Source organism: Acinetobacter sp. ESBL14, from assembly GCF_036668815.1.
GTDB classification, from domain to species: domain Bacteria; phylum Pseudomonadota; class Gammaproteobacteria; order Pseudomonadales; family Moraxellaceae; genus Acinetobacter; species Acinetobacter gyllenbergii.
Genome location: NZ_JAZEVS010000002.1, coordinates 1 through 22,868, shown reverse-complemented (window position 1 = coordinate 22,868; position 22,868 = coordinate 1). Strand labels below are relative to the sequence as shown.

Sequence of the window (22,868 nt, the reverse complement as noted above, 5' to 3'; positions counted from 1 at the left end):
CGCTCTTATTCAAATTGATTTTTAAGGCGTGATCTGAGCATTATCATAGATTGTTTATTTTTTAATTAATATACTCATGGGTACATTAATTAAAAAATAAAGCGATTTTTTTGATTTCTACATTGATTAAAAGAGAACGATAACGTGCACATCAGCAGTGGCCGCCCTAAAGATTTAGAAAAAAGAGCCAAAATTTTACAGGCCGCAAAATCTATTTTTTTAAAAATGGGCTATCACGCCACCAATATGAATCAGATTGCCAAAGAGGCTGGCGTCACCAAACTCACGGTGTACAACCACTTTCAGGACAAAAGCAATCTATTTATGTGCGCCATTGAAGAAAGCTGTGAAGAATCGATTCGAACCAAACAGATTGAACTGACCGCCGATGCTGATTTTAAACAGGCACTGGTGCTCATGTGTCAGCGTGCATTAAGTATTATTTATCTGCCTGAAGCACTGAAATTGGATTGTTTACTGTTTGAACTGGCGGCGGAACAAAGCCCCTTAACCCAACAGTTTTTTGATGCCTCACATAGTCGCATGTGTCATGTCTGGTGTGATTTTTTTGAACAGGCCATCGGCTTTAAATTTATTCAGGCAGATGAACCCATTAAGCAAACCGAGCTGATCATTTCACTCATGTTAGGCATCCGTCATCAACAAGTGTTGCTGGGTTTAGCCCCTGTGCCTACGGCAACTGAAATCGATCAGATGATTCAACAGGCCATCGAGATTTTTTTGCTTAAATATCAACCCATAAATTAGAGAATATTCACATTTTTTTACGTTCTGCTCTTGGAATGTCTCCCAATCGCGCTATAGTCGAGTAAGAACAACAGGAGAATTAGAATGATTCAGCAAATCACTGCTCCACTACGTGAAGATGTCCGTTTACTCGGCAATTTACTTGGAGAGACCTTAAAGCAACATGCTGGGCAAGATTTGTTTAATCAGATTGAACAAATTCGCGCATTAGCCAAAGGTGCACGTGACGGCCAGATCGAAGCAGAAAAACAGCTCGAACAATTGTTTCTCGGTTTAAAAGATGAAGAGATTTTGCCGCTGACCCGCGCATTCTCACATTTTCTTAACTTCGCCAATATTGCTGAACAATATCATGTGGTACGTAGCCGCCGTCAGGCCGAGTTCGATGAGCATGCGCCTAGCCCGAACCCATTGCCACATTTATTTGAAAAATTCAAAACCCAACAGATCAATGCACAACAACTATTTCAACAAATCTGTGACCTCAAAATCGAATTAGTGTTGACAGCGCATCCAACCGAGGTCAGCCGCCGTACCCTGATTCAAAAATATGATGATATTACCGACTGTCTCTCCCAGCTGGATCAACAAAAACTGACACCGAGAGAACGCCAACAGACCATTGCGACCCTGAAGCAATTGGTCAGCTCAGCTTGGCAAACCGATGAGATTCGTCAGCATCGTCCAACGCCTGTCGATGAAGCCAAATGGGGCTTTGCCACCATCGAGCAGTCGCTCTGGAATGCAGTACCGAAATTCGTACGTGAACTGAATGAACTCACACAGCAGCATTGTGAGCATGCCTTGCCTTTGAGCATCGCACCAATTCGTTTTGCCTCTTGGATGGGCGGTGACCGTGATGGCAACCCAAATGTGACCCATCAAGTCACCCAAGAAGTGCTGTGGTTATCACGTTGGCAGGCGGCGGATTTATATCTACGTGATATTGAAAATCTGCGTTGGGAATTATCCATTCAAAGCTGTTCTGAAGAACTGACACAAGCTTTAGGTTATGAACACCCTGAACCCTATCGTGAGTATTTGCGTGATACGCGTGAACGTTTAAAAGCCACTCGCTATTGGTTGGGACAACGCTTACAAGGTGCTGAAGCCGATGACAGCAATATCATCAAAAATAAAGATGAACTATTAGCGCCGCTACTGCTTTGCTATCGCTCACTGATTGACAGTAACTTGGCCGAGATCGCCAATGGACAATTGCTAGATTTCATTTATCGGGTCAACTGCTTCGGCATTGAACTGCTCAAACTGGATATTCGTCAAGAATCGGGTCGCCATCGCCAGGCGATTTCAGCGATTACCGAATATCTGGGCCTAGGCAATTTTGAATCATGGACTGAACAAGCCCGTCAAAACTTCCTAATTCAGGAACTGCAAAGCAAACGCCCGTTATTGCCTAAGTTTTTCAATGAACCCGAAGGTAGTCTAATTCAGCATCCCGACGTACTGGAAGTATTTGCCACCATGCGTACCTTGGCGGAACAGCCGACCGAGAGCTTGGGTGCCTATATTATTTCCATGGCAGAATATCCAAGTGATGTACTCGCAGTTTTATTGCTGCAAAAGGAAGCTGGGATTCAACATCCGCTACGCGTCGTGCCTTTATTTGAAACCTTAAAGGATCTGGATGGTGCAGCCAAAACCATGAACACCTTGTTCAATATGCATTGGTATAAGCAACATATTCAAGGCAAACATGAGGTGATGATTGGCTATTCCGACTCTGCCAAAGATGCAGGCTTTATGTCCGCCAACTGGGCGCAATATCGCGCTCAAGAAGAATTGACTGCAATTGCCAAACAACATGGTGTGCAATTGACCTTGTTCCATGGTCGTGGTGGTTCAATCAGCCGCGGTGGTGCACCAACGCAGCAAGCCCTGTTCTCGCAGCCACCAGGTTCAATTTCAGGTGCGATTCGAGTCACTGAACAAGGTGAGATGATTCGCTTCAAATTCGGTCTAGAAGGTATTGCACTGCAAAATCTGGAAATCTATACCGCAGCGACTTTAGAGGCGACCTTATTGCCGCCGCCTGAACCGAAACAACAGTGGCGTGATCTAATGAATCAAATGACGGATTTATCGGTCAAAGTCTATCGTCAGACGGTGCGTGAAAATCCAAACTTTGTCAGCTATCTACGCACGGTTACGCCTGAACTTGAGCTACAAATGCTGCCATTGGGTTCACGACCAGCCAAACGCAAAGTCAGTGGTGGTATTGAGTCACTGCGTGCCATTCCTTGGGTATTTGCATGGACACAAATCCGTTTGATGCTGCCTGCTTGGTTGGGTACAGGCACGGCGATTAATCAGGTGCATGAACAACACCAAAACACCTTGAATGACATGCTGGAACAGTGGCCTTATTTCCAAACCCTGATTGATATGCTGGAAATGGTGTTGTCAAAATCGGATGCTGATATTGCCCTGTATTATGAATCACATCTGACTCAAGATCAGGACTTAAAAGTATTGGGAGTTGAATTACGTCAGCGTCTGCAAAATGCAGTGGATACTCTGTTGCGTCTAAAAGGTGAATCGAAACTGCTCAGTAATAATGAAGTACTGGATCAATCCATGCAGGTACGTAAACCGTATTTATTGCCACTACATTTATTACAAGCAGAGTTGATGAAACGTCGTCGCCTGTATCTGTCTGAACATCAAACCGAACACAGCCCTGTCGATCACGCCTTGATGGTGAGTATTGCAGGGATTGCTGCAGGTCTGCGTAATACTGGTTAAGCCCTAAACTCAGCTTTGCCATCAATAGAAACACTGCCTATTGATGGCAAGACTGGCAAAATATGCCATATCAATTTAAAAATGAGAAAAAAATCAAAAATTATTTTGAAAATAAGAGCGTTAACTTTTCAAAGCATCAGCATGAAAATAAATAATAAAACCGCTAGCTTATTTTGAAACATATTTTACCAAAAGGTAAAAACATGAACTCACGATGCCTATTCTGGCAATATTCTCAATGGCTTATAGGTGAAAGCTCGTTTTAAGACAGGGTATCATACGCGCTGATATCACATAATGAGTCTAATTTATGTCAAGTTGGTTTCCAAAATGGCAACCGTATCAGGGGAAGATTGATCATCGACCTGTTGCGACAAATGAATATTTACCGCCCTTACAAAGTGCGGTGCTCGGGGTTCAACACGCATTTGCAATGTTTGGTGCAACGGTTCTGGCACCCTTATTGATGGGCTTTAGCCCAAACCTTGCCATCTTAATGTCAGGGATTTGTACCATCATTTTCTTCCTGATCACAGGTGGGCGGGTACCAAGCTATTTAGGTTCAAGTTTTGCCTTTATTGGTGTAGTTGCTGCAGCAACTGGCCATATCACTGGCTCTGGGGCCAATCCTAACCTTTCGGTTGCCTTAGGCGGCATCGTGGCCTGTGGTATTTTTTATGCCTTGATCGGTTTTGCCGTGATGCTGACGGGCACGCGCTGGATTGAAAAACTGATGCCACCCGTGGTGACTGGCGCGATCGTGATGATCATTGGTCTCAACCTTGCACCTGTCACCATTAAAGGGGTTGCGGGTCAACCCTTTGAGATGTGGATGGCGCTCATCACAGTACTGAGTATGGGCATCATTGCCGTCTTTACCAAAGGCTTATTACAACGCTTATTACTGCTGGTTGGCCTACTGATCGCCTATGCGATTTATGCCATTGCCACCAATGTTTTAGGCTATGGCAAACCGATTGATTTCTCCCAAATCGCTGCGGCACCATGGTTCGGTATTCCAAGCTTTTCACATCCAACTTTTGATTTAAATGCGATTCTAATTATTGCTCCTGTGGCTCTGATCTTAGTGGCAGAGAATCTGGGACACATCAAAGCAGTGGGTGCAATGACTGGCGAAAACCTGACCCCGCAATTGGGCAAAGCCTTTGTTGCCGACGGTTTAGCCACCACCTTATCCGGCAGTGTCGGTGCACCGGGTATGACCACTTATGGTGAAAATATCGGGGTGATGGCAGTGACCCGCGTGTATTCCACCATTGTGTTCGTGATCGCTGGTGTGTTTGCGATTTTCTTGGGCCTTTCACCTAAATTTGGTGCCGTAATCAGTACCATTCCAACTGCAGTCCTCACAGGTGCTTCGATTGTGGTGTTTGGTTTGATTACCATTGCCGGTGCGAAAATCTGGATCGAAAACAAAGTCGATTTTTCGAATAATAAAAACCTGATTATTGCCTCAGTCACTATTATTTTAGGTGCAGGCAATTTTGAATTGTTATTTGGTAGCTTCAATTTAGGTGGTATCGGCACCGCAACGTTTGCTGCAATTTTCCTGAACCTGTTGTTCAGTTTAAAAGATAAAAACTAGAATGTTCAAAGGCAGCGCAAGCTGCCTTTTTTATCCTGACCAAGACCCAACTACACAATACCCCCATTGGCTCTAATCACTTGAGCATTGATCCAGTTACTGGCATCACTCACGGCAAAATCAAGCACCGCAGCAATATCTTCTACTGTACCTAGACGCTCTAAAGGGGCAGCTTTGGCGAGCTGTGCAATCAATGCCTCACTCTTACCTTCAAAAAACAGTTCGGTTGCGGTCGGACCTGGTGCAATCGCATTGACGGTAATGTTTCTGCCTCTTAATTCTTTGGCAAGGATAACCGTCAAAGCTTCGATGGCTGCTTTAGACGCGGTATAAACGCCATACCCTTCCAGCTTCATACCAATCACACTACTGGACAAATTGATAATTTTTCCACCCTGCTCAAGTCGTTTTGCTGCCTCACGCATGGTATAGAGTGCACCTTTTAAATTAATTGCTAAAACTTTTTCGATCGTTTCATCCTTGAGCGCTTCAATTTTTTCAAGAGACATGATGCCCGCATTGTTAATCAGAATGTCGATACGCCCATAATTTTGGATCACATGATCAAACAGTTGTATAACCTGATCAGATTGACTGATATCTGCTTTAAATGCGCTTGCTGTCCCGCCTGCCGCTTTAATTTTTTCGACCACCTGATCTGCCTCTAAGGCATTATTTGCATAATTGATCACGATTTGATGACCTTGCCGTGCCAATAAAGCTGCAGTAAAAGCACCAATCCCTCTCGATGCACCGGTAATCAAAATTACTTTCTTCGGATTGATCGCATTTGCTGGTGTATTCATGTCTAACCTCAACCAAATCAACTTATCACTAGATACGATCTATGATACTGTTCAGTGATAACAAGATAATCCATCAAATTTCGGCTTCTTTATCCGAATAGAGCGAACAAAAGAATTAAGCCTATGGACAAGTTAAATGCAATGTCAGCATTTGTGCATGTGGTTGAACAGCGTAGTTTTACCAAAGCAGCTCACATTTTGAGTCTGCCACGCTCGACCCTGACCGATGCGATTAAACAATTGGAAGCACAGCTGAATACGCGTTTACTGTTTCGAACCACACGGCAGGTCAATCTGACTGACGAAGGTCAGCTTTACTATCAACGCTGTAAATTTATTCTGGCTTATATCGACGAATCCGACCATGATTTTCTACATGCAAAACCGCAAGGTAGTTTAAAAGTCGAAGTCCACGGCATCTTTGCCGCTCATTTTATTATTCCAAAACTACATGAATTTCTCAGTGAATATCCACAGATTCAAGTGCAATTGACCGAAAGTGACCGCTATGTCGATATCATCAAGGAAGGTATTGATTGTGTGATTCGGATTGGGCATTTAAATAATAGTGAATTGGTGGTCAGACCCTTGGGACACATTCAACAAATCACCCTTGCAAGTCCTGCATATCTGAAAAAATACGGTACACCAAACACACTCAGCGATTTAAAGCAGCATGTGATGGTGGGCTTCTATTCCAGCGCACGACAAAAACCGCTTCCCTTAGAATTCATCATCCACCAGCAAGTGGAACCTTATGATTTAAGTACATTGATTCAGGTCAATGGAGCGCATACCTACTCAGCAGCGGCAGAACAAGGCTTTGGTCTTATCCAAGTCCCGCGTTATGGGCATGTCAAGCAAATCGAAAATGGTCGCCTCTGCCCTGTGTTAAGCCAATACGCAGTACCTTCTTTACCCGTTTCGTTGCTTTATCCCTCAAAAACACGGGTTTCACCCAGACAACGGGTGTTTATTGAATGGATCGTGCAATTGTTTAAAGATCACCCGTTGGATCAGCATGAATAGATCCCGCTCAGTAGCACTTTGCTGCTGCACTTAAGTCCACTATCTTTATTGAAGCGATGTTTAGTATGATGGCTTTTTATATTTCAATACGTTGCCACCATGCGTTTTGATTTTTTTGATTTACAGCTCGTTCTGCACATCGTCAACACAGGCAGTCTGACCAAAGGCGCGGAACGTTCTGCGATTTCCTTGCAAGCGGCCAGTGAGCGCATCAAAAAACTTGAACAATATTTCGATACGCCTTTATTCATTCGACACACTACAGGCGTTCAGCTCACCAGTGCAGGCCATGCCTTCGCCGAACATGCGCGGCGTTTGCTCCGACAAAAAGATCAGCTTGAACAAGAAATGCAACGCTTTCGGCAGCAACAGCCTGAATCCTTAATCCTGTGGTGTAATTCCTCTGCACAAAGCGAATATTTGCCACCGCTATTACCGCAATATCTGATGCGCCATCCTGACATCAATATCGATCTGCATGAAGCTGAGAGTTCTGAGATTATTGCGGCTCTCGGTAAAGGCATTGCCAAATTAGGCTTAGTTTCCAGCTTTTTTGATATTCGTCCTTTACAAACTCAGGAATTTGCCAGTGATCCCTTGGTGCTGATTTGTCCCGCCTCACATGCTCTCGCCCAACACGCACAGTTGAATTTGGTCGAAGCCTTGAACTACGGCTTTATTGGGTTGATGCCGCATCATTCTTTGCAACAATCTATCGAAACCCAAGCCAAGTTACTAGGCTTTAATATTCAGTACCGTTTGCGCTTACCCAATTTTGCTGCGATTGCCGAGGTGGTGGCAAAAGGTGTTGGTATCGCCATTATGCCTGCCCGCGCTGCACAGCGTTTAGCACCAGATTATCATTTCCACACCGTACAACTCATGGGTGCATGGGCCAATCGGAAACTTTTGTTGGCAACACAGGATTTCAGTCAACTGCCCGAAACTTATCAGCAATTTGCAGATTTTTTATTGCAACATCGCCCTTAATTCAGCCCCCAATTAATGCGATAGCATATAAGCACCTAATGCGACCAACCCCATAAAAAATAGGCGGCGGAAGCGTTGCTCATTCAATTGATAGCGGATTTTTTTACCCAACCACATGCCAATTAAAGCTGCGACCAACGCTACAACCGATAGGCGATAATCGAGGGTGATGCCTGCCATTGGATTATGTTGTAAAAATACGGCGAGACAAATGGTGGACACAGTAAAGGTCAAGCCCAAAGCCTGAACCAGCTCATCCCGTTTTAAATGCAAAGACTGTAAATAAGGCACCACGGGAATAATCACCACACCTGTCGCTACGGTCACCGCCCCACCGATATAACCAACTACGGGTGAGAGCCAACGCTCATATTTGCCCAAATGAGGTAGATTCTTAACGCATAGGCCATAAAGCCCGTACAGTATCAGCATCGTCCCCAAGAGAATTTCACTGCTTTGGCCATGGCTTTGGCTTAACGTGGGTAAAAAACTCCAGATCGATCCAACCACTATACCGACCAGTAAGGACCAGAAACGACGCACAAAGGTCCAGACCCGACCCTCAGCAAACAGCTGCCAGATATTGGTGATCATGGACGGAACGATCAGCAGTGAGGCAGCCTGAAACGGACTCATGGCAATCGTCAGCAGTCCCATCGAAACTGCAGGTAAGCCTAAGCCGATCATGCCTTTAATCATGCCCGCAAAGACAAATACCATCACAATAATTGCTAAAAAAGTCACGCCCGAATCTCCGATATTGCATCGGAGTTATGCTACGAAAAAAAGCGCAGCTTGCCCTATTCTTATTTTTGGGAGTAGGCCTCAGGCAGAGCTTGAGGCGGTTCTATATTTATCTTCCAACACATTGCTGATGATGCTTTCAATCATCCAGACTCGATACAAGCTGTTAAAGACATAACTTTGCCCATCAATACGTAATTCTAATACTGGAAAATCAGGCTGATGCTTTTGCTGACACAATTCATCATTCTGCTTCAGTAAAGCTTCGACATCCTGCTCAGTGATGTGCTCGATCTCTAAACGCTTTTGCATACGCTGGAAATGGGCTTTAAATGACAGGTCTTTACCATGTGTCCACACCCCTTCAAAAATTTGGTGGATACAGTCAACTTGTTGTTCTTCAGGCACACTATAAAACAGTCGTGCCATCTCATAGGTCGCTTCTTTGGTCGGACGGCAGAATGGCGTAAATGCCACTTGGGTTCGCTTGGAGACACGAGTAGCCAAGCTCCAGTCAAACCAATCCCGTCCGTGGTAACTGAGCGGATAGACTTTCAGCTGGATATTATAATAATTGGCCAATTCTTCTTTGATATAGGCCAATAATAACCAGCTCATGGGATCTTCAAGTGCGATGTATAAATCTAGCTCGGGATGCATGGCCTGCACTTCATTGAGTGCCTCACCATCATTAATCAAATGCTCACGCCATTCGATATGATTGATCAGAAAAATTGGATTTCCGGTCAGTAATTTTTGCTGTTTCAGACGACGCGTCAGACGCAGTAAATCGTCAACCGCTTGGTATTTCCGCTCACCAAATTCAAAATAGCTGGCGGCAACGGGCACATCTTTAAAAATGCGTTCAGGATAATCTTGAGGACTTTGGTGCTGACTGGCCATTGCGTATAAGGTACGCAATTTTCCATATTGTTGCTGCCACAGCATATGGAACACATCTTCCAGTAAATGCAAGAAGTTCTGTTCACGTAAGGGGGTATTTCGAAGAATGGTTTCAGCTTGTTGTAATGCTTCTGCGCTGGGAATTTCTGGGGTGTCATCAAAGCCAAAACGATGCTGCTTGGCCAGAATCTTGGCATCATTTAAACAGTAACTGAGCCATTCCTGCTTCGACATGCCATTCGGAGGCTCTGCGTCCTGTCTCGAAATAATCACTTTTAACGGTTTCAGCTCATCACTCAGGATTTCATTGAGCTGATCCAGTTGTTGTACCGCAAGATAGCTATAAACATCGTCTAGACGTAGGTAAATGCTTAAACCCTGTTCCGTGGGTAACACCGCCTGACGAGAAGGTTTCTGATAGAACCAACTCGATCGGATGGGATCAAACCAACGACGTAACAAAGACATGTCGATCGCCTCTAATGGTCATAAAGTGAAATATGAATCGATTACTCAAACTTGGGTTGGAACAAGTGAGTCAATAAGTCTGTTCAGTATCTTATAAAATAACAAAAAAGTCCCCCTTAATTGAAAGAGGGACTGAAAGGGATTACAAAACTCGTACTGCGCCTTTGGCTGCGCTGGTCGAATGCATTGCATAAATCTTCAATGACTTAGACACTTTACGTTTACGCTCTTCGGCAGGATGCCAACCTTTGGCTTCCTGCACGGTACGGCGATGCGCCATAGTCGCATCATCCACATTCAAATGAATGGTACGGTTTGGAATATCAATTTCAATGGTATCACCATCTTCAACCAAACCAATCGCACCACCTTCTGCTGCTTCAGGAGATACGTGACCAATCGACAAACCTGATGAACCACCCGAGAAGCGGCCATCGGTAATCAAGGCACAGTCCTTTCCTAGGCCTTTCGACTTCAGGTAACTGGTTGGATACAACATTTCCTGCATACCCGGTCCACCACGTGGGCCTTCATAGCGAATCACCACGATGTCGCCAGCTACGATTTTATGATCCAGAATCGCTTCAACCGCGGCATCTTGGCTTTCAAAAACGCGTGCTGTACCCGTGAATTTAAGAATTGATTCATCCACACCCGCAGTTTTGACGATACAGCCATCTAGAGCGATGTTGCCGTAAAGAACCGCTAAACCACCGTCTTTAGAGAAGGCATGTTCAGCATTACGAATCACGCCTTTCTCACGGTCACCATCCAAAGTTGAATAATAACGGTTTTGCGAGAATGCCACTTGGGTTGGAATACCACCCGGAGATGAGCGATAGAATTCATAAACGTCCGCATCTTCAGTGCGGATAATATCCCACTTGTCTAATGCATCTTTCAGTGTAGGTTCATGCACGGTTGGGCATGAAGTATTCAATAAGTTGGCACGATCGAGTTCACCCAAAATCGCCATGATGCCACCCGCACGGTGCACATCTTCCATGTGCACGTCTTGTTTTGCTGGTGCAACTTTTGACAATACCGGTACTTGACGAGACAGGCGGTCGATATCATCCATAGTGAAATCAACTTCTGCTTCATGTGCAGCAGCAAGCAAATGCAATACGGTATTGGTTGAACCACCCATTGCAATATCCAAAGTCATGGCATTTTCAAATGCGGCTTTGGTGGCAATTGAACGTGGCAAGATGCTGTCATCATTTTGCTCATAATAACGTTTTGCCAGTTCAACCACTAAGCGACCTGCTCTTAAGAACAATTTTTCACGGTTGGCATGGGTTGCCACGATCGAACCATTGCCCGGTAGAGACAAACCTAAAGCTTCGGTTAAACAGTTCATTGAATTGGCCGTGAACATCCCTGAACATGAACCACACGTCGGACATGCTGAGCGTTCAAATGCAGCCACTTCTTCATCGGTATAGCTTTCGTCTGCTGCAACCACCATGGCATCAACCAGGTCAATCGCCTTTTCGTCACCACGGAATTTGACTTTACCCGCTTCCATCGGACCACCAGACACGAACACCACTGGGATGTTCAAGCGCATTGCCGCCATCAGCATTCCCGGAGTGATCTTGTCACAGTTCGAAATACATACCATTGCATCGGCGCAATGGGCATTGACCATGTATTCCACAGAATCGGCAATCAAATCACGTGATGGCAGTGAATACAGCATCCCGTCATGGCCCATGGCAATCCCGTCATCGACAGCAATGGTATTAAATTCTTTTGCCACACCACCAGAAGCTTCAATTTCTCTCGCAACAAGTTGACCTAAATCTTTAAGATGCACGTGACCGGGAACAAACTGGGTAAATGAGTTGACCACCGCAATAATTGGCTTGCCAAAATCTTCATCTTTCATACCGGTCGCACGCCATAAACCGCGCGCGCCCGCCATATTTCTTCCATGTGTTGATGTTTTCGAACGATAATCAGGCATTTTGTATTCCCAACAAGTGTGTGCTCGAGAAAAATAAGACTTTCTCTCTGGCGAAATGATACTGAGCTCTTTGCATCATACTACAAGTTATCGTTTAACAGATGACCAACAGGCCTATCTTTTTTGCACAAAAGCAATTCAAGCAGTGAATTAGGGGCTCGTGGCTTTTTCGCTTATAATTTGGGGTAAGTTTTATTTGGATTCCATTTGTGAAAATCATTTTTGCTGGTACGCCTGAATTTGCGGCAACCGCATTGGCGGCATTATTAAAAACATCCCACCAGATCATTGCGGTTTATACCCAACCTGACCGTAAATCAGGACGTGGGCAAAAATTAACGCCATCGCCTGTTAAACAATTGGCACTTGAACACGGTTTACCTGTTTATCAACCTTTGAACTTTAAAGCGTCTACCGAAGAAGGTTTGGCCGCTCGACAAGAACTTGCTGCACTTGGCGCAGATGTGATGGTGGTTGCGGCCTACGGCTTGATTTTACCGCAAGCGGTTTTAGATACACCGAAATACGGTTGTTTAAATATCCATGGATCACTGTTACCCCGCTGGCGTGGCGCTGCGCCAATTCAACGTGCCATCGCGACAGGGGATACTGAAACGGGCATCACCATCATGCAAATGGCGGCAGGTTTAGATACGGGCGATATGATGTATAAAACCTACTGCCCAATCACCGCTGAAGACACCTCTGCCAGCTTGCATGACAAATTGGCGCTTCAAGGTGCAGAAGCGATTTGTACCGTGCTTGAATCAGAATCAAGCTTGCAGGATTTTATTGAAAAACGTGAAGTGCAAGATGAGGCGCTGACCGTTTATGCGCACAAATTAGTCAAAGCCGAAGCCCGTATTGACTGGTCTCAAACTGCGGTACAAATCGACCGTAATATTCGCGCTTTTAATCCTTGGCCAGTGGCTTTTATCCAACTGGATGAAAACAATGCCTTACGTGTTTGGGCTGCAAAACTTACGATTACTGAATTTAGTAACAAAGTCGCTGGTGAAATTGTTACGGTAGACAATCATGGTGTGATGGTGGTTTGTGGGGATGGACGGACGTTACTATTAACTAGCGTGCAATGGCCAGGTGGTAAGGCACTCAATAGTGTACAAATGTTACAAACCCAAAAATTACAAGTGGGGCAAATACTGCTATGAACCAATCATCTGCAAAAAATTTAAATCTGCGTGCGCAGGTGATCAAAACACTTTTGGCGGTTCAAAACGGGCAATCTTTGTCTTCCGTTTTGAATCAACATATCAATATCATTTCTGAACGTGACCGTGGTTTATATCATGAGCTTACTTTAGGTTGTTTGCGCCAATGGTATTCGTTAAAAGCCATTACTTTACCCTTGCTCACAAAACCATTAGACAATGAAGCACTCGAAAGTTGTTTATATCTGGGTTTATATCAAATTTTATGTACGCGTATTCCAGTGCATGCTGCGATTTCAGAAACTGTAAATGCGGCTAAGCAACTCGGTTTCGAGCCAATGAGTGGTTTGGTCAATGCGATTCTGCGTCGTGTTTCACGTGAAACAGATGAATTTCAAACCGCGTTGAATAATACCCATGGTTTACCGAGTTGGTTATTCAAACGACTCAAAAAAGATTGGCCTGAGCAAGTAGAGTCGCTATGCCAAGCCTTAAAACAAGTCGCACCACTGACGCTGCGTGTCAATGAACGCCAAGTCAGTCGTAACGAATATTTAGAGATTTTGGACGAAGAACAGATTGATGCTCGTCCTTGTATGCTTTCAGATGTGGGTATTGTTTTGGAACAAACGGGCAATATTACCCTTTTACCCGGTTTTGAAGCAGGCGGTTTTTCTGTTCAGGATGAGCATGCACAATTGTGCGCCACGCTTTTACCTAACTTAGATGACCAAGTGGTTGTCGATGCTTGTGCTGCACCAGGGGGTAAAGCTGCACATATCCTTGAGCGCTTTAACCCGAAAAAACTGATTGCACTTGATCATGATGCAAAACGTTTATTACGTGTTTCTGAAAATTTAGAACGTCTTGCTCTAGATCAGAACCTTGTTGAGATTGTGACGGCAGATGCCACCACCTGGCAGGCACAGCAACTGGTCGATTGTATTGTGCTGGATGCCCCTTGTTCCGCGACAGGCGTGATTCGTCGCCATCCCGATATTCGCCTATTAAGGCAATCAACCGATATCGCGCAAACCGTGGCGTTACAGCAACAGATTTTGCAGCAAATGTGGCAACAGCTTAAAGTTGGCGGCACTTTACTGTATATCACCTGCTCGATTCTAAAAGCTGAAAATGAGCAGCAAATGGCTGCATTCTTTGCAGCACATACGGATGCAGAAGAAATCAAAATCGAAGCCGATTGGGGAATTGAACAGACCCATGGTCGTCAGCTGTTCCCTTCTGCCCACGCTGGTGATGGTTTCTATTATTGCCTGATTAAAAAATTGGGATAAATCAAAAATAAAAAAGCAGGCTTTAAAGCCTGCTTTTTTATCTAATATTGTCAATATTTCAGTCTATGTTTAAAATAATATCAACAACTTATTTAATTATCTAAAATGAATTTTAGTTACAAAGAATATAAATTAGCCATTTGGGGAATCACTTTTACTGTAGTTCTAATAGCAGCCTTAATTGCTTATAAACATAAGCTTCAAACGGAGCTTGTTGAATCGATAGCTAAAGACCTTTTGGTAGAACAATCACAAATACCTTTTAATGTTAATTCAACGGTCAAACTTATTAATATTAAACAGGATAAGCTTCATGTTACTTATACTTATCAGACATTTAACCATACTGCAGATGAAGTAGATCTCGACGATGCAAAAAACAACTTAATTCCAGAAAATCAAGCATATAATTGCACGTATTTAAAGAATTATATAAAAAATGGTATTGTGGTTGATTACATTTATATAGATAAGAATGGTAAAAAGCTATTCACAAATACGCTTAATAAAAAGTCCTGCAATATCTAAAATTTACTTATACAGTTTAAAGCCTGCGTTATTATTCAAAAAATAACCCAATCTATGATTGGGTTATTTTTAGCTTTAACATTTAAAGCGTATGCTGATCTTTGACTTCTTCCAGAACGTCATCTAACTCTTCTGGGTTTTTAGTTAAGTGCAGAATAGACAATGCCAATCCGCCCCATAAAAACACCATTGAAATCACCATCATTACGATTGCTGAAGTATTCATATTTGTTCTCCTAGCGATCTTTGATTCGGCTGAGTACAATTGCAACGACAGCACAGAAAATCACGCTGCCCCATCCAAATACGCCTTGTAAGCTCATGCTATAACTATCGTAACCGTTTTTCACCAAGTTAAATACGGTCATGCTTAAGGTCGTTAACAAGATGAGTGATGTGATCACTGTTAAAGTGAAATCCCAACCTTTGCCCAATTGAACAGTCGAAATACGATTCACATGATCACGCAATTCACGCAAGGCAGAACGTTTAAACCAAGCAATACTGATAATCGAGATCAATGCACCACCAATAATACCGATGTTATTGATGAAGTGATCGACGATATCCACCAGTTTAATCGCATTCACACTAGAGAATAAGATCACTGAAACAAGTGCACTACCACCACCAATAATCGTTACAGCTTTGGTACGGCCCCATTTCAACTTATCCTGCATTGCAGCAATCGGCACTTCCAAAATACTTACCATGGAAGATATACCTGCAACAAACAGCGAAGAGAAGAATAAGAAACCAAATAAATCTGCACCCGCACCTAAACTTGAAATAATTTTAGGGAATGCGATGAATGCTAGACCAATACCACCGCTGACAACATCCTGTACTTCTTTCCCTGCAGTGTGCGCCATAAAGCCCAACGCAGCAAAAATACCAATACCGGCTAAAATTTCAGTCGATGCATTGGCAAAGCCAACAATCAAGCCAGAACCCGTTAAGTTGGTCTTTGGTTTGAGATAAGACGCATAAGTCACCATGATCCCGAAACCTACAGACAGTGAGAAGAAAGTATGGCCATATGCAGCTAACCAAACTTTATAGTTCATCATCGCTGACCAGTTCGGAGTAAAGAATGCATTTAAGCCTTCTACCGCACCAGGTAAACGTAATGACTGAATCACAAGAACCGTAAACAAGACAAATAACAACGGCATGAAAATCTTATTGGATAATTCAACGCCCTTCTTAACACCGCCATACAAAATGATTAAGGTCAGTGCCCAAATCCCAACGATTGGCCAGAACAAATGACTCACGAATTGTAAATCGAATCCTGTTGCTTTTGAGGTCTGCAAATAAGTATTGAAGAAGAAGCTTTCTGGGTCACTGCCCCACGCCTGACCAATTGAGAAGTAGACATAACTTCCTGCCCAAGTCAGTACGCTGGCATAGTATAAACCAATGATGATACAGACACAGACTTGCCACCAACCCAGCGTCTCACCGCCTTTAAATAGTGCACGATAGGCTTTGGGTGGTGAGTTACGCGCACGATGACCGGTTGCATAATCTAAGAATAAAAGAGGTAAACCAGCAGTAATCAACGCCAGTAAATAAGGGATAAGAAACGCCCCGCCGCCATTTTCATACGCAACATAAGGAAAACGCCAAATGTTACCTAAACCTACAGCTGAACCAACAGCTGCGATAATAAAACCAGATCGTGATGTCCAGTTTTCACGAGAATCTGCCATAAAACACCTAAATTGTCCTGCTGGCCGTTCCATGCTGCCCTAGGTTTTTATTATCCAACAGACATGAAAAGTGCCATAAAAAATCTTGTTTTGCTTGCATGAAATTTCAACCTTGTGGGTCTCCATTTACATGGACAAACAAAGCAAAAACCAAACCATCTTCCTTAAAGATTGGGCTTTGTTTTTCTGCTTTTAATAGCCGAACAATACCTGTTTTTATTTCTTTTTACTGTAAATTCTGAAAGAAAAAGTCATCTTTTTTAAACAACTGATTATTTTTCAACAGACTGTAATTTTGACCTTGCAGTCAACTTATAAAAATCAAGTACATAAAACAATCAAGCGCAGCTAAAACTCCGCTTGGGCCACAATCTTTTTTATTGTTTGATGGCTAATAATCTTTCCTCTTGCATATCCCGAATTGCAGAATGAATTCCCTCTCGACCAAGGCCAGAATCCTTCACCCCGCCATAAGGCATATTATCGACACGGAACGTTGGAACATCGTTAATAATCACACCTCCAACATCTAAATGATCCCATGCATACAGCATCTTATTCAAATTCTGCGTATATACGCCCGCCTGTAAACCAAAGCGACTTTGGTTAATGGTGGCAATGCCCTGCTCAAACGTCTTAAACTTTTCTAAAATTGCCACAGGACCAAAGGCTTCATCTTTATAGATTTCCAGTTTGGCATCGACATTTTCCAGTAAAGTGGGTTCAAACAACATGCCCTGTAAGTTCCCTCCTATCAATATTTTCGTTCCTTTCTTTTCAGCTTTATCCAGCCATTTTTTCAAACGAATGGCCTCAGCCTCCTTAATCATGGGCCCAACCAATGTGGTTGCTAAAGCGGGGTCATCCACTTTAATTTTTTTCAGTTTGGCGACCAGTTTCTTTTTCACTTCTGCATAAAGATCGGCATGCACTAAAATCCGCTGCACGCTGATACAGACCTGCCCCGCATGCCCATAAGCGGCGCTAAGCAAACGATCTATGAGCGTTTCATCAATCACAGTATCTGCATCGATCAGAACCGCAGCATTACCACCGAGTTCTAAGGTGACTTTCTTACGGCCTGCACGCGCTTTCATATCCCAACCGACCTGATCCGACCCTGTAAAGCTCAAAAGCTTAAAACGATCATCGGTCACCAAAATATCTGCGGCTTGACGCTCACAAGGTAATACCGACCATGAACCTTTAGGCAGATCAGTTTCAGCTAACACCTTGGCAATCATTAAGGCACTAATCGGCGTTAAACTGGCTGGTTTCAGCACAAACGGACAACCTGCTGCAATCGCGGGTGCAATCTTATGTGCAACGAGGTTGAGAGGAAAATTAAACGGGCTGATTAAAGAAATCGCACCAATTGGCACATGCTTGACCATGCCCCGAAAATGGGCAGCAGCAGGTGTCACTGCCAAAGGCAACATGCGTCCATCATCCAGTTGAGTCACTGCATCCGCGGCCAACTGGAAGGTATTAATCAGGCGTTCAACTTCGGCACTCGCTGCCCCGCGTGGCTTGCCGCCTTCAGCAATCAGAATTTCGGTCAGTTCTTCGCGCAGTTCATTAAAACGCTTCACACAATGCAATAAGATCTGTTGTTTTTGAAAAGGTTTTAATGCTGCCATTTCCTGTTCTGCTTTTACCGAAGCAGAAATGGCTTTTTCAAGCACTTTGGCATCAGCCAGAGCAACACGTGCATAGACGGTATTTCGATACTTATCATGTACTTCAAGCCATTGCCCCGTGCTCACCGCTTTTCCCGCGACATACAATGGATAATCCCGCACGTTTGCTGTATCTGTCATTCTTCTTGATCCCGTTATAAAAATTTAAAATTAGACTACTGCATATTTTCCAAGATCACTATATGATTCGCCCATTCGCTGATGAATTCACAACAATTCATTACGGTTTTTGATACTGATTAGGACAATGCAATGAAAATATTAAAAATATCAATGTTTGCTATAGGGACGAGTATTTGTGGTCTGGCACAAGCAGATGTGATTGGCGTAAAAGCAGATGCAAGTTATTGGTTTTATGATGGTAAGGCTCAAGTTCAGCCCAATAATACAACGTCTTTATCCAATCAAACTGGCGTAGATAATCTTCTATTGGATCCTTATGCAGACTCTCGAGAGTATGATTTAGACCGTAAAGGCTCTGCTCAAATATCACTTGCAATTGAACATCCGATTCCATTGATTCCAAATGCAAAAATTCGCTATGTGAATTTAAAATCACAAACAGAGAAAGAACTCGCTGGCCAACCTGTCTATGACCTAAACATCGACCATACTGACTTCATTTTATATTATGAGATTTTGGACACCATCGTAAATGCCGATGTGGGCTTAGGTGCAACCAATCTCAATGGCGATATCAAAACACTGAATGTCAGAAAAACAGATATTGATAAGACTGTTCCTGTGATCTATGGATCAGCAGGGGTCAAGTTGCCATTCACAGGCTTAAGTGCAAAAGCTGAGTTGCTCTATAGCAACATCAATGACACCAAAATCACTGATGCACAAGCCGAATTACAATATAACTTTATTGATAATCTCTTAGTCGATGTTGGCTTAAAAGCAGGCTATCGTATCTTGGATGTCAAATTAGATGATTATGATAAAAATGATGTTAAGTTTAATTTTAAAGGCCCTTATATTGGCTTAGATATGCATTTCTAATGTAATGCGCTCACAAAGAAGCAAGCCCTGAATGATTCAGGGCTTTTTCATTTATAACGTGATCGGAAAAAGTAAAAGCAGCAATAAAATCGTTATTGAACCAATCAAGATATTCATCGGTAAACCCACTTTAATAAAATCACTAAAACGGTAATTACCAGGTCCAAGTACCATCAGATTGGTTTGATAACCTAGTGGGGTCGCAAAACTTGCAGATGCCCCCATCATAATGGCAAAAACAAAAGGGATTGGATTCAAACCAGCTTGCGTCGTGATTTCTAACACAACTGGTAAGGTTAGCAATGCCGCTGCATTATTAGTAATTACTTCGGTCAGTATAGAGACAAAAAAATAGGTCAAAATTAATAATAAAATCGCCTCACCTGCACTGAAATGTACGATCAACTGTGCCAGTATCTCAGCAACCCCCGTTTTCTCTAAGGCGGCCCCTAAAGCAAAAGAAGCGGCAATGGTTAAAATAACCGTCAGATCAAGACTCTTCTCAGCCTGCTTTACTGTTAAACAGCCTGTCAACAACATCATCCCAGCTGCTAATAATGCAGCATTCAACATACTCAGTATGCCAAAGCCTGCTGCAAAAACTGCTGCGAGTAAAATTCCCCATGACAATAATGCCTTCTCATGTTGAGGCGACTCATGGTCGAGTTCATTGACCAAAAGAAAATCTTTATTATATTTTTGACGCGTTACAAAGGCTGGACGTGCTTCTAACAATAAGGTATCGCCAGCCTGTAATTTAATCTGCCCCAAACCACCCTTTAAGCGCTCACCATTACGTGCAACCGCCAATACAACAGCACCGTAGCGATTACGAAACTTAGAGTCACGAATTGCGCTACCAATTGCCTCACAATGCGGAGAAACAACCGCTTCGACTAAACGACGACCCGCATGTGCTTCTTCCAAAGTGGTTTTTTCATCAATACTTGCTGGTGCAACCAAACCATGGATCTTCAAAAGTTCAGTGATCGCTTCAGTATCTCCTGCAAATACTAAGCGATCATTGCCGAATAAAATTTCATCCGAAGACACTGCAGTTAAAATCGTTTGCTGCCGTTCAATTTCAACCAGATAAACGCGTTTTAGATGTCTCAAGCCTGCGGCCGCGACTGATTGCCCAACCAATGGTCCATTTGGACTGACCACGACTTCTAAAGTAAATTCTCGCAGATTTGAAAAAACATTTTGCTCTTGGTAATTGGGCAATAATTTTGGTGCGAACCAATACATGATCAACATGCCAATAATCGCGACAGGTAAACCAATCACCGTAATATCGAAAATACCAAAGCCTGCTTGGCCTGTTAGCGCTTGATATTGCCCATTAACCACCAAGTTCGTACTTGTCCCGATCAAGGTAATCGTCCCACCCAAAATCGCGGTATAGCTCAAAGGAATCATTAATTTTGACGGTGCGACCCCAATTTTTTTCGACCAGCTATTTAAGGCTGGAATCATGGTTGCAACAACAGGTGTATTATTTAAAAATGCGCTGAGCGGAGCGATGGGTAAGAAAATTCGCAATAATGCCATGCGTTCAGATTTTGGGGTACCCAATAACTTATTTACAAATAGATCAATTCCTCCTGAATTAGAAATACCCGCCGCAACGACAAACATCGCTGCCACTGTAATCAATCCAGAATTACTAAAACCTGCCAAAGCTTCCTGAGCGGTTAATACACCAAAAACACTTAATATTGTCAAAATTGCCAGCATGACAATATGCGGGGCAATTTTTGAAAAGATGAGTGTAAGTAGCCCCCCAAGTGTTAATCCCAACGACAACCATCCTTCCCAACCCATAGACAGTTTTCCATAAATATACAATTGACTGGAGTCTATATAATTAAAGTTGATATACAAATGTGATTTACTGCTATCCTTAGCTAAAATTATGATAATGCGGTGTGTTTATCACTAAAATTTCAGAATAGATTTGAAAGCAATGTACGCTAAAACCTACAACAATCGCAGCAATTGGCGAATATCCCAATACAAACTTTTCACCTATCATACAAAACATAGAGAGACAGGAAGTCTCATTGAGAATAAGAACAGACACAGGACTTGGTCGTTAATAGGATATCAACGACATAAACTGAATATGAAGAAGCCCCGTCAGGATGATGGGGCTTCTTTTTATCTATTCTTTTTTATGCAGGATTTAAAGACTTTTAAAATACGCTACCACTTCGCTATGCTCTGCCATTTCTGCAAGCTGTAATGCGCTATATTCACTTTTATAGGTCACATCCGCCCCCTTGCTCACAAGTAGCTTTACCACCGCCAAATGATCGTTCTCAGCAGCGGCCTGTAGTGCACTATAGCCTTCGTCATCGGTCTGGTTTGGATCTATCCCCTCAGCTAATAACTGCTCGACTTGTTCCACATCACCGAGGGATGCCCAATACACCAGCTCAGGCAGATGCAGTTCCTCATCATCTTCAGGGAGTGGAGAGAATGAATTGAGTTTCATCAGAAATACCTAATTTTTTTATTTAAGATAAAGTGTTTTATACTGATCAGCTAGCTCCTTAGCCTTCTTCATTTCTTGGATATTAAAAATTTGAGTAAAATTCTTCAAATTTTTAATTGCCTGATCATTTTCTGTTTCAGCTGAAACACTGATCCATGCGTAAGCTTTATAATAATCTTGTTCAACGCCTAAACCTTGAGCAAATAATAAACCATACTCATTTTGAGAAAAAGAATAGCCAGCTTTTGCTGATTTTTCATACCAAAAAGCAGCTTTAGTATAATCTTGTTTAACAAAGTTCCCTTTGCGAAAAGCATTACCTAAATTAAATTGAGATTGCAAATCTCCTGCATTCGCAGCCTTTTTAGTATATTCAAAACCCTTTTCAGGATTTTTTTGTACTCCAATACCTTCATAATACATAATCGAAAGATTTGCTAAGGAGGGAGCATAACCTTTTTGAGCAGATTGATTAAATAAGTTAAAAGCCTTTTCTACATTCTTTGGGACACCTAAGCCTTGAAAATACAAACTTGCTAAATAGTGTATTGCCTGAACGTTTCCCGTTTTTGCTGATTTTTCAAAACTGTCAAAAGCAACTTTATAATTCTTTTGATAATAAGCTTTTAGACCTGTATCCAAGTCATTGATTGCAAAAGCCATACTTGAAACTAATAAGCTAACAACCAATACCAACAAGCCTTTTTTCATATCTACCCCATGTCCCTAGACAAATATAGAGGGATATTAACACAAGCCAATTTATTTCTTCTTCCCGCAATAAAAAACACCCCCAACCGTTAGGTTGGGGGTGTTTAGATTTAAAAGCTGGCGATGACTTACTCTCACATGGCAAGTGCCACACTACCATCAGCGCTAAGAGGTTTCACTTCTGAGTTCG

Annotated in this window: 19 protein-coding genes; 9 read left to right on the top strand and 10 right to left on the bottom strand. The window is 42.9% G+C overall.

Going from position 1 to position 22,868, the window contains the following annotated elements; genetic code table 11:
* The first annotated feature begins 144 nt into the window (after window positions 1–144).
* From V6E90_RS08270 to V6E90_RS08260, 3 genes are all read left to right on the top strand, one after another.
* Window positions 145–768, top strand: coding sequence for a TetR/AcrR family transcriptional regulator (locus V6E90_RS08270; protein WP_016542210.1), 624 nt, complete (start codon window positions 145–147; stop codon window positions 766–768).
* 84 nt (window positions 769–852) lie between these two features.
* Window positions 853–3,534 carry a phosphoenolpyruvate carboxylase gene (gene ppc, locus V6E90_RS08265; protein WP_065343082.1) on the top strand — a complete coding sequence of 894 codons (2,682 nt, stop codon included), beginning with the start codon at window positions 853–855 and terminating at the stop codon, window positions 3,532–3,534.
* A 310-nt stretch (window positions 3,535–3,844) separates the two neighbouring features.
* Window positions 3,845–5,140 carry a solute carrier family 23 protein gene (locus tag V6E90_RS08260; protein WP_004656921.1) on the top strand — a complete coding sequence of 432 codons (1,296 nt, stop codon included), beginning with the start codon at window positions 3,845–3,847 and terminating at the stop codon, window positions 5,138–5,140.
* A gap of 50 nt (window positions 5,141–5,190) precedes the next feature.
* Here V6E90_RS08260 and V6E90_RS08255 read toward each other — a convergent pair whose 3' ends face one another.
* Complete coding sequence (locus V6E90_RS08255; protein ID WP_023271090.1) at window positions 5,191–5,946, bottom strand: SDR family oxidoreductase; 756 nt, start codon at window positions 5,944–5,946, stop codon at window positions 5,191–5,193.
* A 123-nt stretch (window positions 5,947–6,069) separates the two neighbouring features.
* Here V6E90_RS08255 and V6E90_RS08250 point away from each other — a divergent pair, with 123 nt between their 5' ends.
* Window positions 6,070–6,975 (top strand): LysR family transcriptional regulator, encoded by a 906-nt coding sequence (locus V6E90_RS08250; protein ID WP_332605090.1) that lies wholly within the window; start codon window positions 6,070–6,072, stop codon window positions 6,973–6,975.
* A 99-nt stretch (window positions 6,976–7,074) separates the two neighbouring features.
* On the top strand, window positions 7,075–7,965 hold the full coding sequence (locus V6E90_RS08245) for a LysR family transcriptional regulator (RefSeq protein ID WP_332605089.1): 891 nt from the start codon (window positions 7,075–7,077) through the stop codon (window positions 7,963–7,965).
* A 12-nt stretch (window positions 7,966–7,977) separates the two neighbouring features.
* Here V6E90_RS08245 and V6E90_RS08240 read toward each other — a convergent pair whose 3' ends face one another.
* The 3 genes from V6E90_RS08240 to ilvD form a co-directional block, all read right to left on the bottom strand.
* A complete protein-coding gene (locus V6E90_RS08240) occupies window positions 7,978–8,709 on the bottom strand; it encodes a sulfite exporter TauE/SafE family protein (protein ID WP_016542205.1) in 732 nt (243 codons plus the stop codon).
* Between the two features lie 81 nt (window positions 8,710–8,790).
* The gene (locus V6E90_RS08235) at window positions 8,791–10,080 is read right to left on the bottom strand and encodes a hypothetical protein (protein ID WP_016542204.1); all 1,290 of its coding nucleotides are present in this window, start codon (window positions 10,078–10,080) and stop codon (window positions 8,791–8,793) included.
* A gap of 142 nt (window positions 10,081–10,222) precedes the next feature.
* Complete coding sequence (ilvD, locus tag V6E90_RS08230; protein WP_032864358.1) at window positions 10,223–12,052, bottom strand: dihydroxy-acid dehydratase; 1,830 nt, start codon at window positions 12,050–12,052, stop codon at window positions 10,223–10,225.
* A 209-nt stretch (window positions 12,053–12,261) separates the two neighbouring features.
* Here ilvD and fmt point away from each other — a divergent pair, with 209 nt between their 5' ends.
* The 3 genes from fmt to V6E90_RS08215 all read left to right on the top strand — a co-directional run bounded on the left by fmt (window position 12,262) and on the right by V6E90_RS08215 (window position 15,047).
* Complete coding sequence (gene fmt, locus V6E90_RS08225; protein ID WP_332605088.1) at window positions 12,262–13,224, top strand: methionyl-tRNA formyltransferase; 963 nt, start codon at window positions 12,262–12,264, stop codon at window positions 13,222–13,224.
* Window positions 13,221–14,519 (top strand): 16S rRNA (cytosine(967)-C(5))-methyltransferase RsmB, encoded by a 1,299-nt coding sequence (gene rsmB / locus V6E90_RS08220; RefSeq protein ID WP_332605087.1) that lies wholly within the window; start codon window positions 13,221–13,223, stop codon window positions 14,517–14,519. Before fmt ends, rsmB begins: the two co-directional genes overlap by 4 nt.
* A 105-nt stretch (window positions 14,520–14,624) precedes the next feature.
* On the top strand, window positions 14,625–15,047 hold the full coding sequence (locus V6E90_RS08215) for a hypothetical protein (RefSeq protein ID WP_251115929.1): 423 nt from the start codon (window positions 14,625–14,627) through the stop codon (window positions 15,045–15,047).
* 82 nt (window positions 15,048–15,129) lie between these two features.
* Here V6E90_RS08215 and V6E90_RS08210 read toward each other — a convergent pair whose 3' ends face one another.
* The 3 genes from V6E90_RS08210 to V6E90_RS08200 form a co-directional block, all read right to left on the bottom strand.
* A complete protein-coding gene (locus tag V6E90_RS08210) occupies window positions 15,130–15,273 on the bottom strand; it encodes a methionine/alanine import family NSS transporter small subunit (RefSeq protein WP_023271084.1) in 144 nt (47 codons plus the stop codon).
* Between the two features lie 10 nt (window positions 15,274–15,283).
* The gene (locus V6E90_RS08205) at window positions 15,284–16,762 is read right to left on the bottom strand and encodes a sodium-dependent transporter (RefSeq protein ID WP_251115930.1); all 1,479 of its coding nucleotides are present in this window, start codon (window positions 16,760–16,762) and stop codon (window positions 15,284–15,286) included.
* A 377-nt stretch (window positions 16,763–17,139) separates the two neighbouring features.
* Window positions 17,140–18,582 (bottom strand): aldehyde dehydrogenase family protein, encoded by a 1,443-nt coding sequence (locus tag V6E90_RS08200; RefSeq protein ID WP_023271082.1) that lies wholly within the window; start codon window positions 18,580–18,582, stop codon window positions 17,140–17,142.
* A gap of 132 nt (window positions 18,583–18,714) precedes the next feature.
* On the opposite strand from V6E90_RS08200, the gene V6E90_RS08195 reads away from it, so the two are divergent.
* Complete coding sequence (locus V6E90_RS08195) at window positions 18,715–19,467, top strand: TIGR04219 family outer membrane beta-barrel protein (RefSeq protein WP_016542197.1); 753 nt, start codon at window positions 18,715–18,717, stop codon at window positions 19,465–19,467.
* 51 nt (window positions 19,468–19,518) lie between these two features.
* On the opposite strand, the gene V6E90_RS08190 is transcribed toward V6E90_RS08195, so the two are convergent.
* The 3 genes from V6E90_RS08190 to V6E90_RS08180 all read right to left on the bottom strand — a co-directional run bounded on the left by V6E90_RS08190 (window position 19,519) and on the right by V6E90_RS08180 (window position 22,678).
* Complete coding sequence (locus V6E90_RS08190) at window positions 19,519–21,294, bottom strand: SLC13 family permease (protein ID WP_065343074.1); 1,776 nt, start codon at window positions 21,292–21,294, stop codon at window positions 19,519–19,521.
* A 361-nt stretch (window positions 21,295–21,655) separates the two neighbouring features.
* Window positions 21,656–21,967 (bottom strand): ankyrin repeat domain-containing protein, encoded by a 312-nt coding sequence (locus V6E90_RS08185; protein WP_332605086.1) that lies wholly within the window; start codon window positions 21,965–21,967, stop codon window positions 21,656–21,658.
* An 18-nt stretch (window positions 21,968–21,985) separates the two neighbouring features.
* Window positions 21,986–22,678, bottom strand: a complete 693-nt coding sequence (locus tag V6E90_RS08180; RefSeq protein WP_241307893.1) for a tetratricopeptide repeat protein — start codon at window positions 22,676–22,678, stop codon at window positions 21,986–21,988.
* Window positions 22,679–22,868 lie beyond the last annotated feature (190 nt).

Coding starts and splice junctions, on each gene's coding strand:
- ppc (WP_065343082.1), top strand. CDS start 853: ATGATTCAGCAAATCACTGCTCCACTACGTGAAGATGTCCGTTTACTC.
- V6E90_RS08260 (WP_004656921.1), top strand. CDS start 3,845: ATGTCAAGTTGGTTTCCAAAATGGCAACCGTATCAGGGGAAGATTGAT.
- V6E90_RS08255 (WP_023271090.1), bottom strand. CDS start 5,946: ATGAATACACCAGCAAATGCGATCAATCCGAAGAAAGTAATTTTGATT.
- V6E90_RS08250 (WP_332605090.1), top strand. CDS start 6,070: ATGGACAAGTTAAATGCAATGTCAGCATTTGTGCATGTGGTTGAACAG.
- V6E90_RS08245 (WP_332605089.1), top strand. CDS start 7,075: ATGCGTTTTGATTTTTTTGATTTACAGCTCGTTCTGCACATCGTCAAC.
- V6E90_RS08235 (WP_016542204.1), bottom strand. CDS start 10,080: ATGTCTTTGTTACGTCGTTGGTTTGATCCCATCCGATCGAGTTGGTTC.
- ilvD (WP_032864358.1), bottom strand. CDS start 12,052: ATGCCTGATTATCGTTCGAAAACATCAACACATGGAAGAAATATGGCG.
- rsmB (WP_332605087.1), top strand. CDS start 13,221: ATGAACCAATCATCTGCAAAAAATTTAAATCTGCGTGCGCAGGTGATC.
- V6E90_RS08215 (WP_251115929.1), top strand. CDS start 14,625: ATGAATTTTAGTTACAAAGAATATAAATTAGCCATTTGGGGAATCACT.
- V6E90_RS08210 (WP_023271084.1), bottom strand. CDS start 15,273: ATGAATACTTCAGCAATCGTAATGATGGTGATTTCAATGGTGTTTTTA.
- V6E90_RS08205 (WP_251115930.1), bottom strand. CDS start 16,762: ATGGCAGATTCTCGTGAAAACTGGACATCACGATCTGGTTTTATTATC.
- V6E90_RS08200 (WP_023271082.1), bottom strand. CDS start 18,582: ATGACAGATACAGCAAACGTGCGGGATTATCCATTGTATGTCGCGGGA.
- V6E90_RS08195 (WP_016542197.1), top strand. CDS start 18,715: ATGAAAATATTAAAAATATCAATGTTTGCTATAGGGACGAGTATTTGT.
- V6E90_RS08190 (WP_065343074.1), bottom strand. CDS start 21,294: ATGGGTTGGGAAGGATGGTTGTCGTTGGGATTAACACTTGGGGGGCTA.
- V6E90_RS08185 (WP_332605086.1), bottom strand. CDS start 21,967: ATGAAACTCAATTCATTCTCTCCACTCCCTGAAGATGATGAGGAACTG.
- V6E90_RS08180 (WP_241307893.1), bottom strand. CDS start 22,678: ATGAAAAAAGGCTTGTTGGTATTGGTTGTTAGCTTATTAGTTTCAAGT.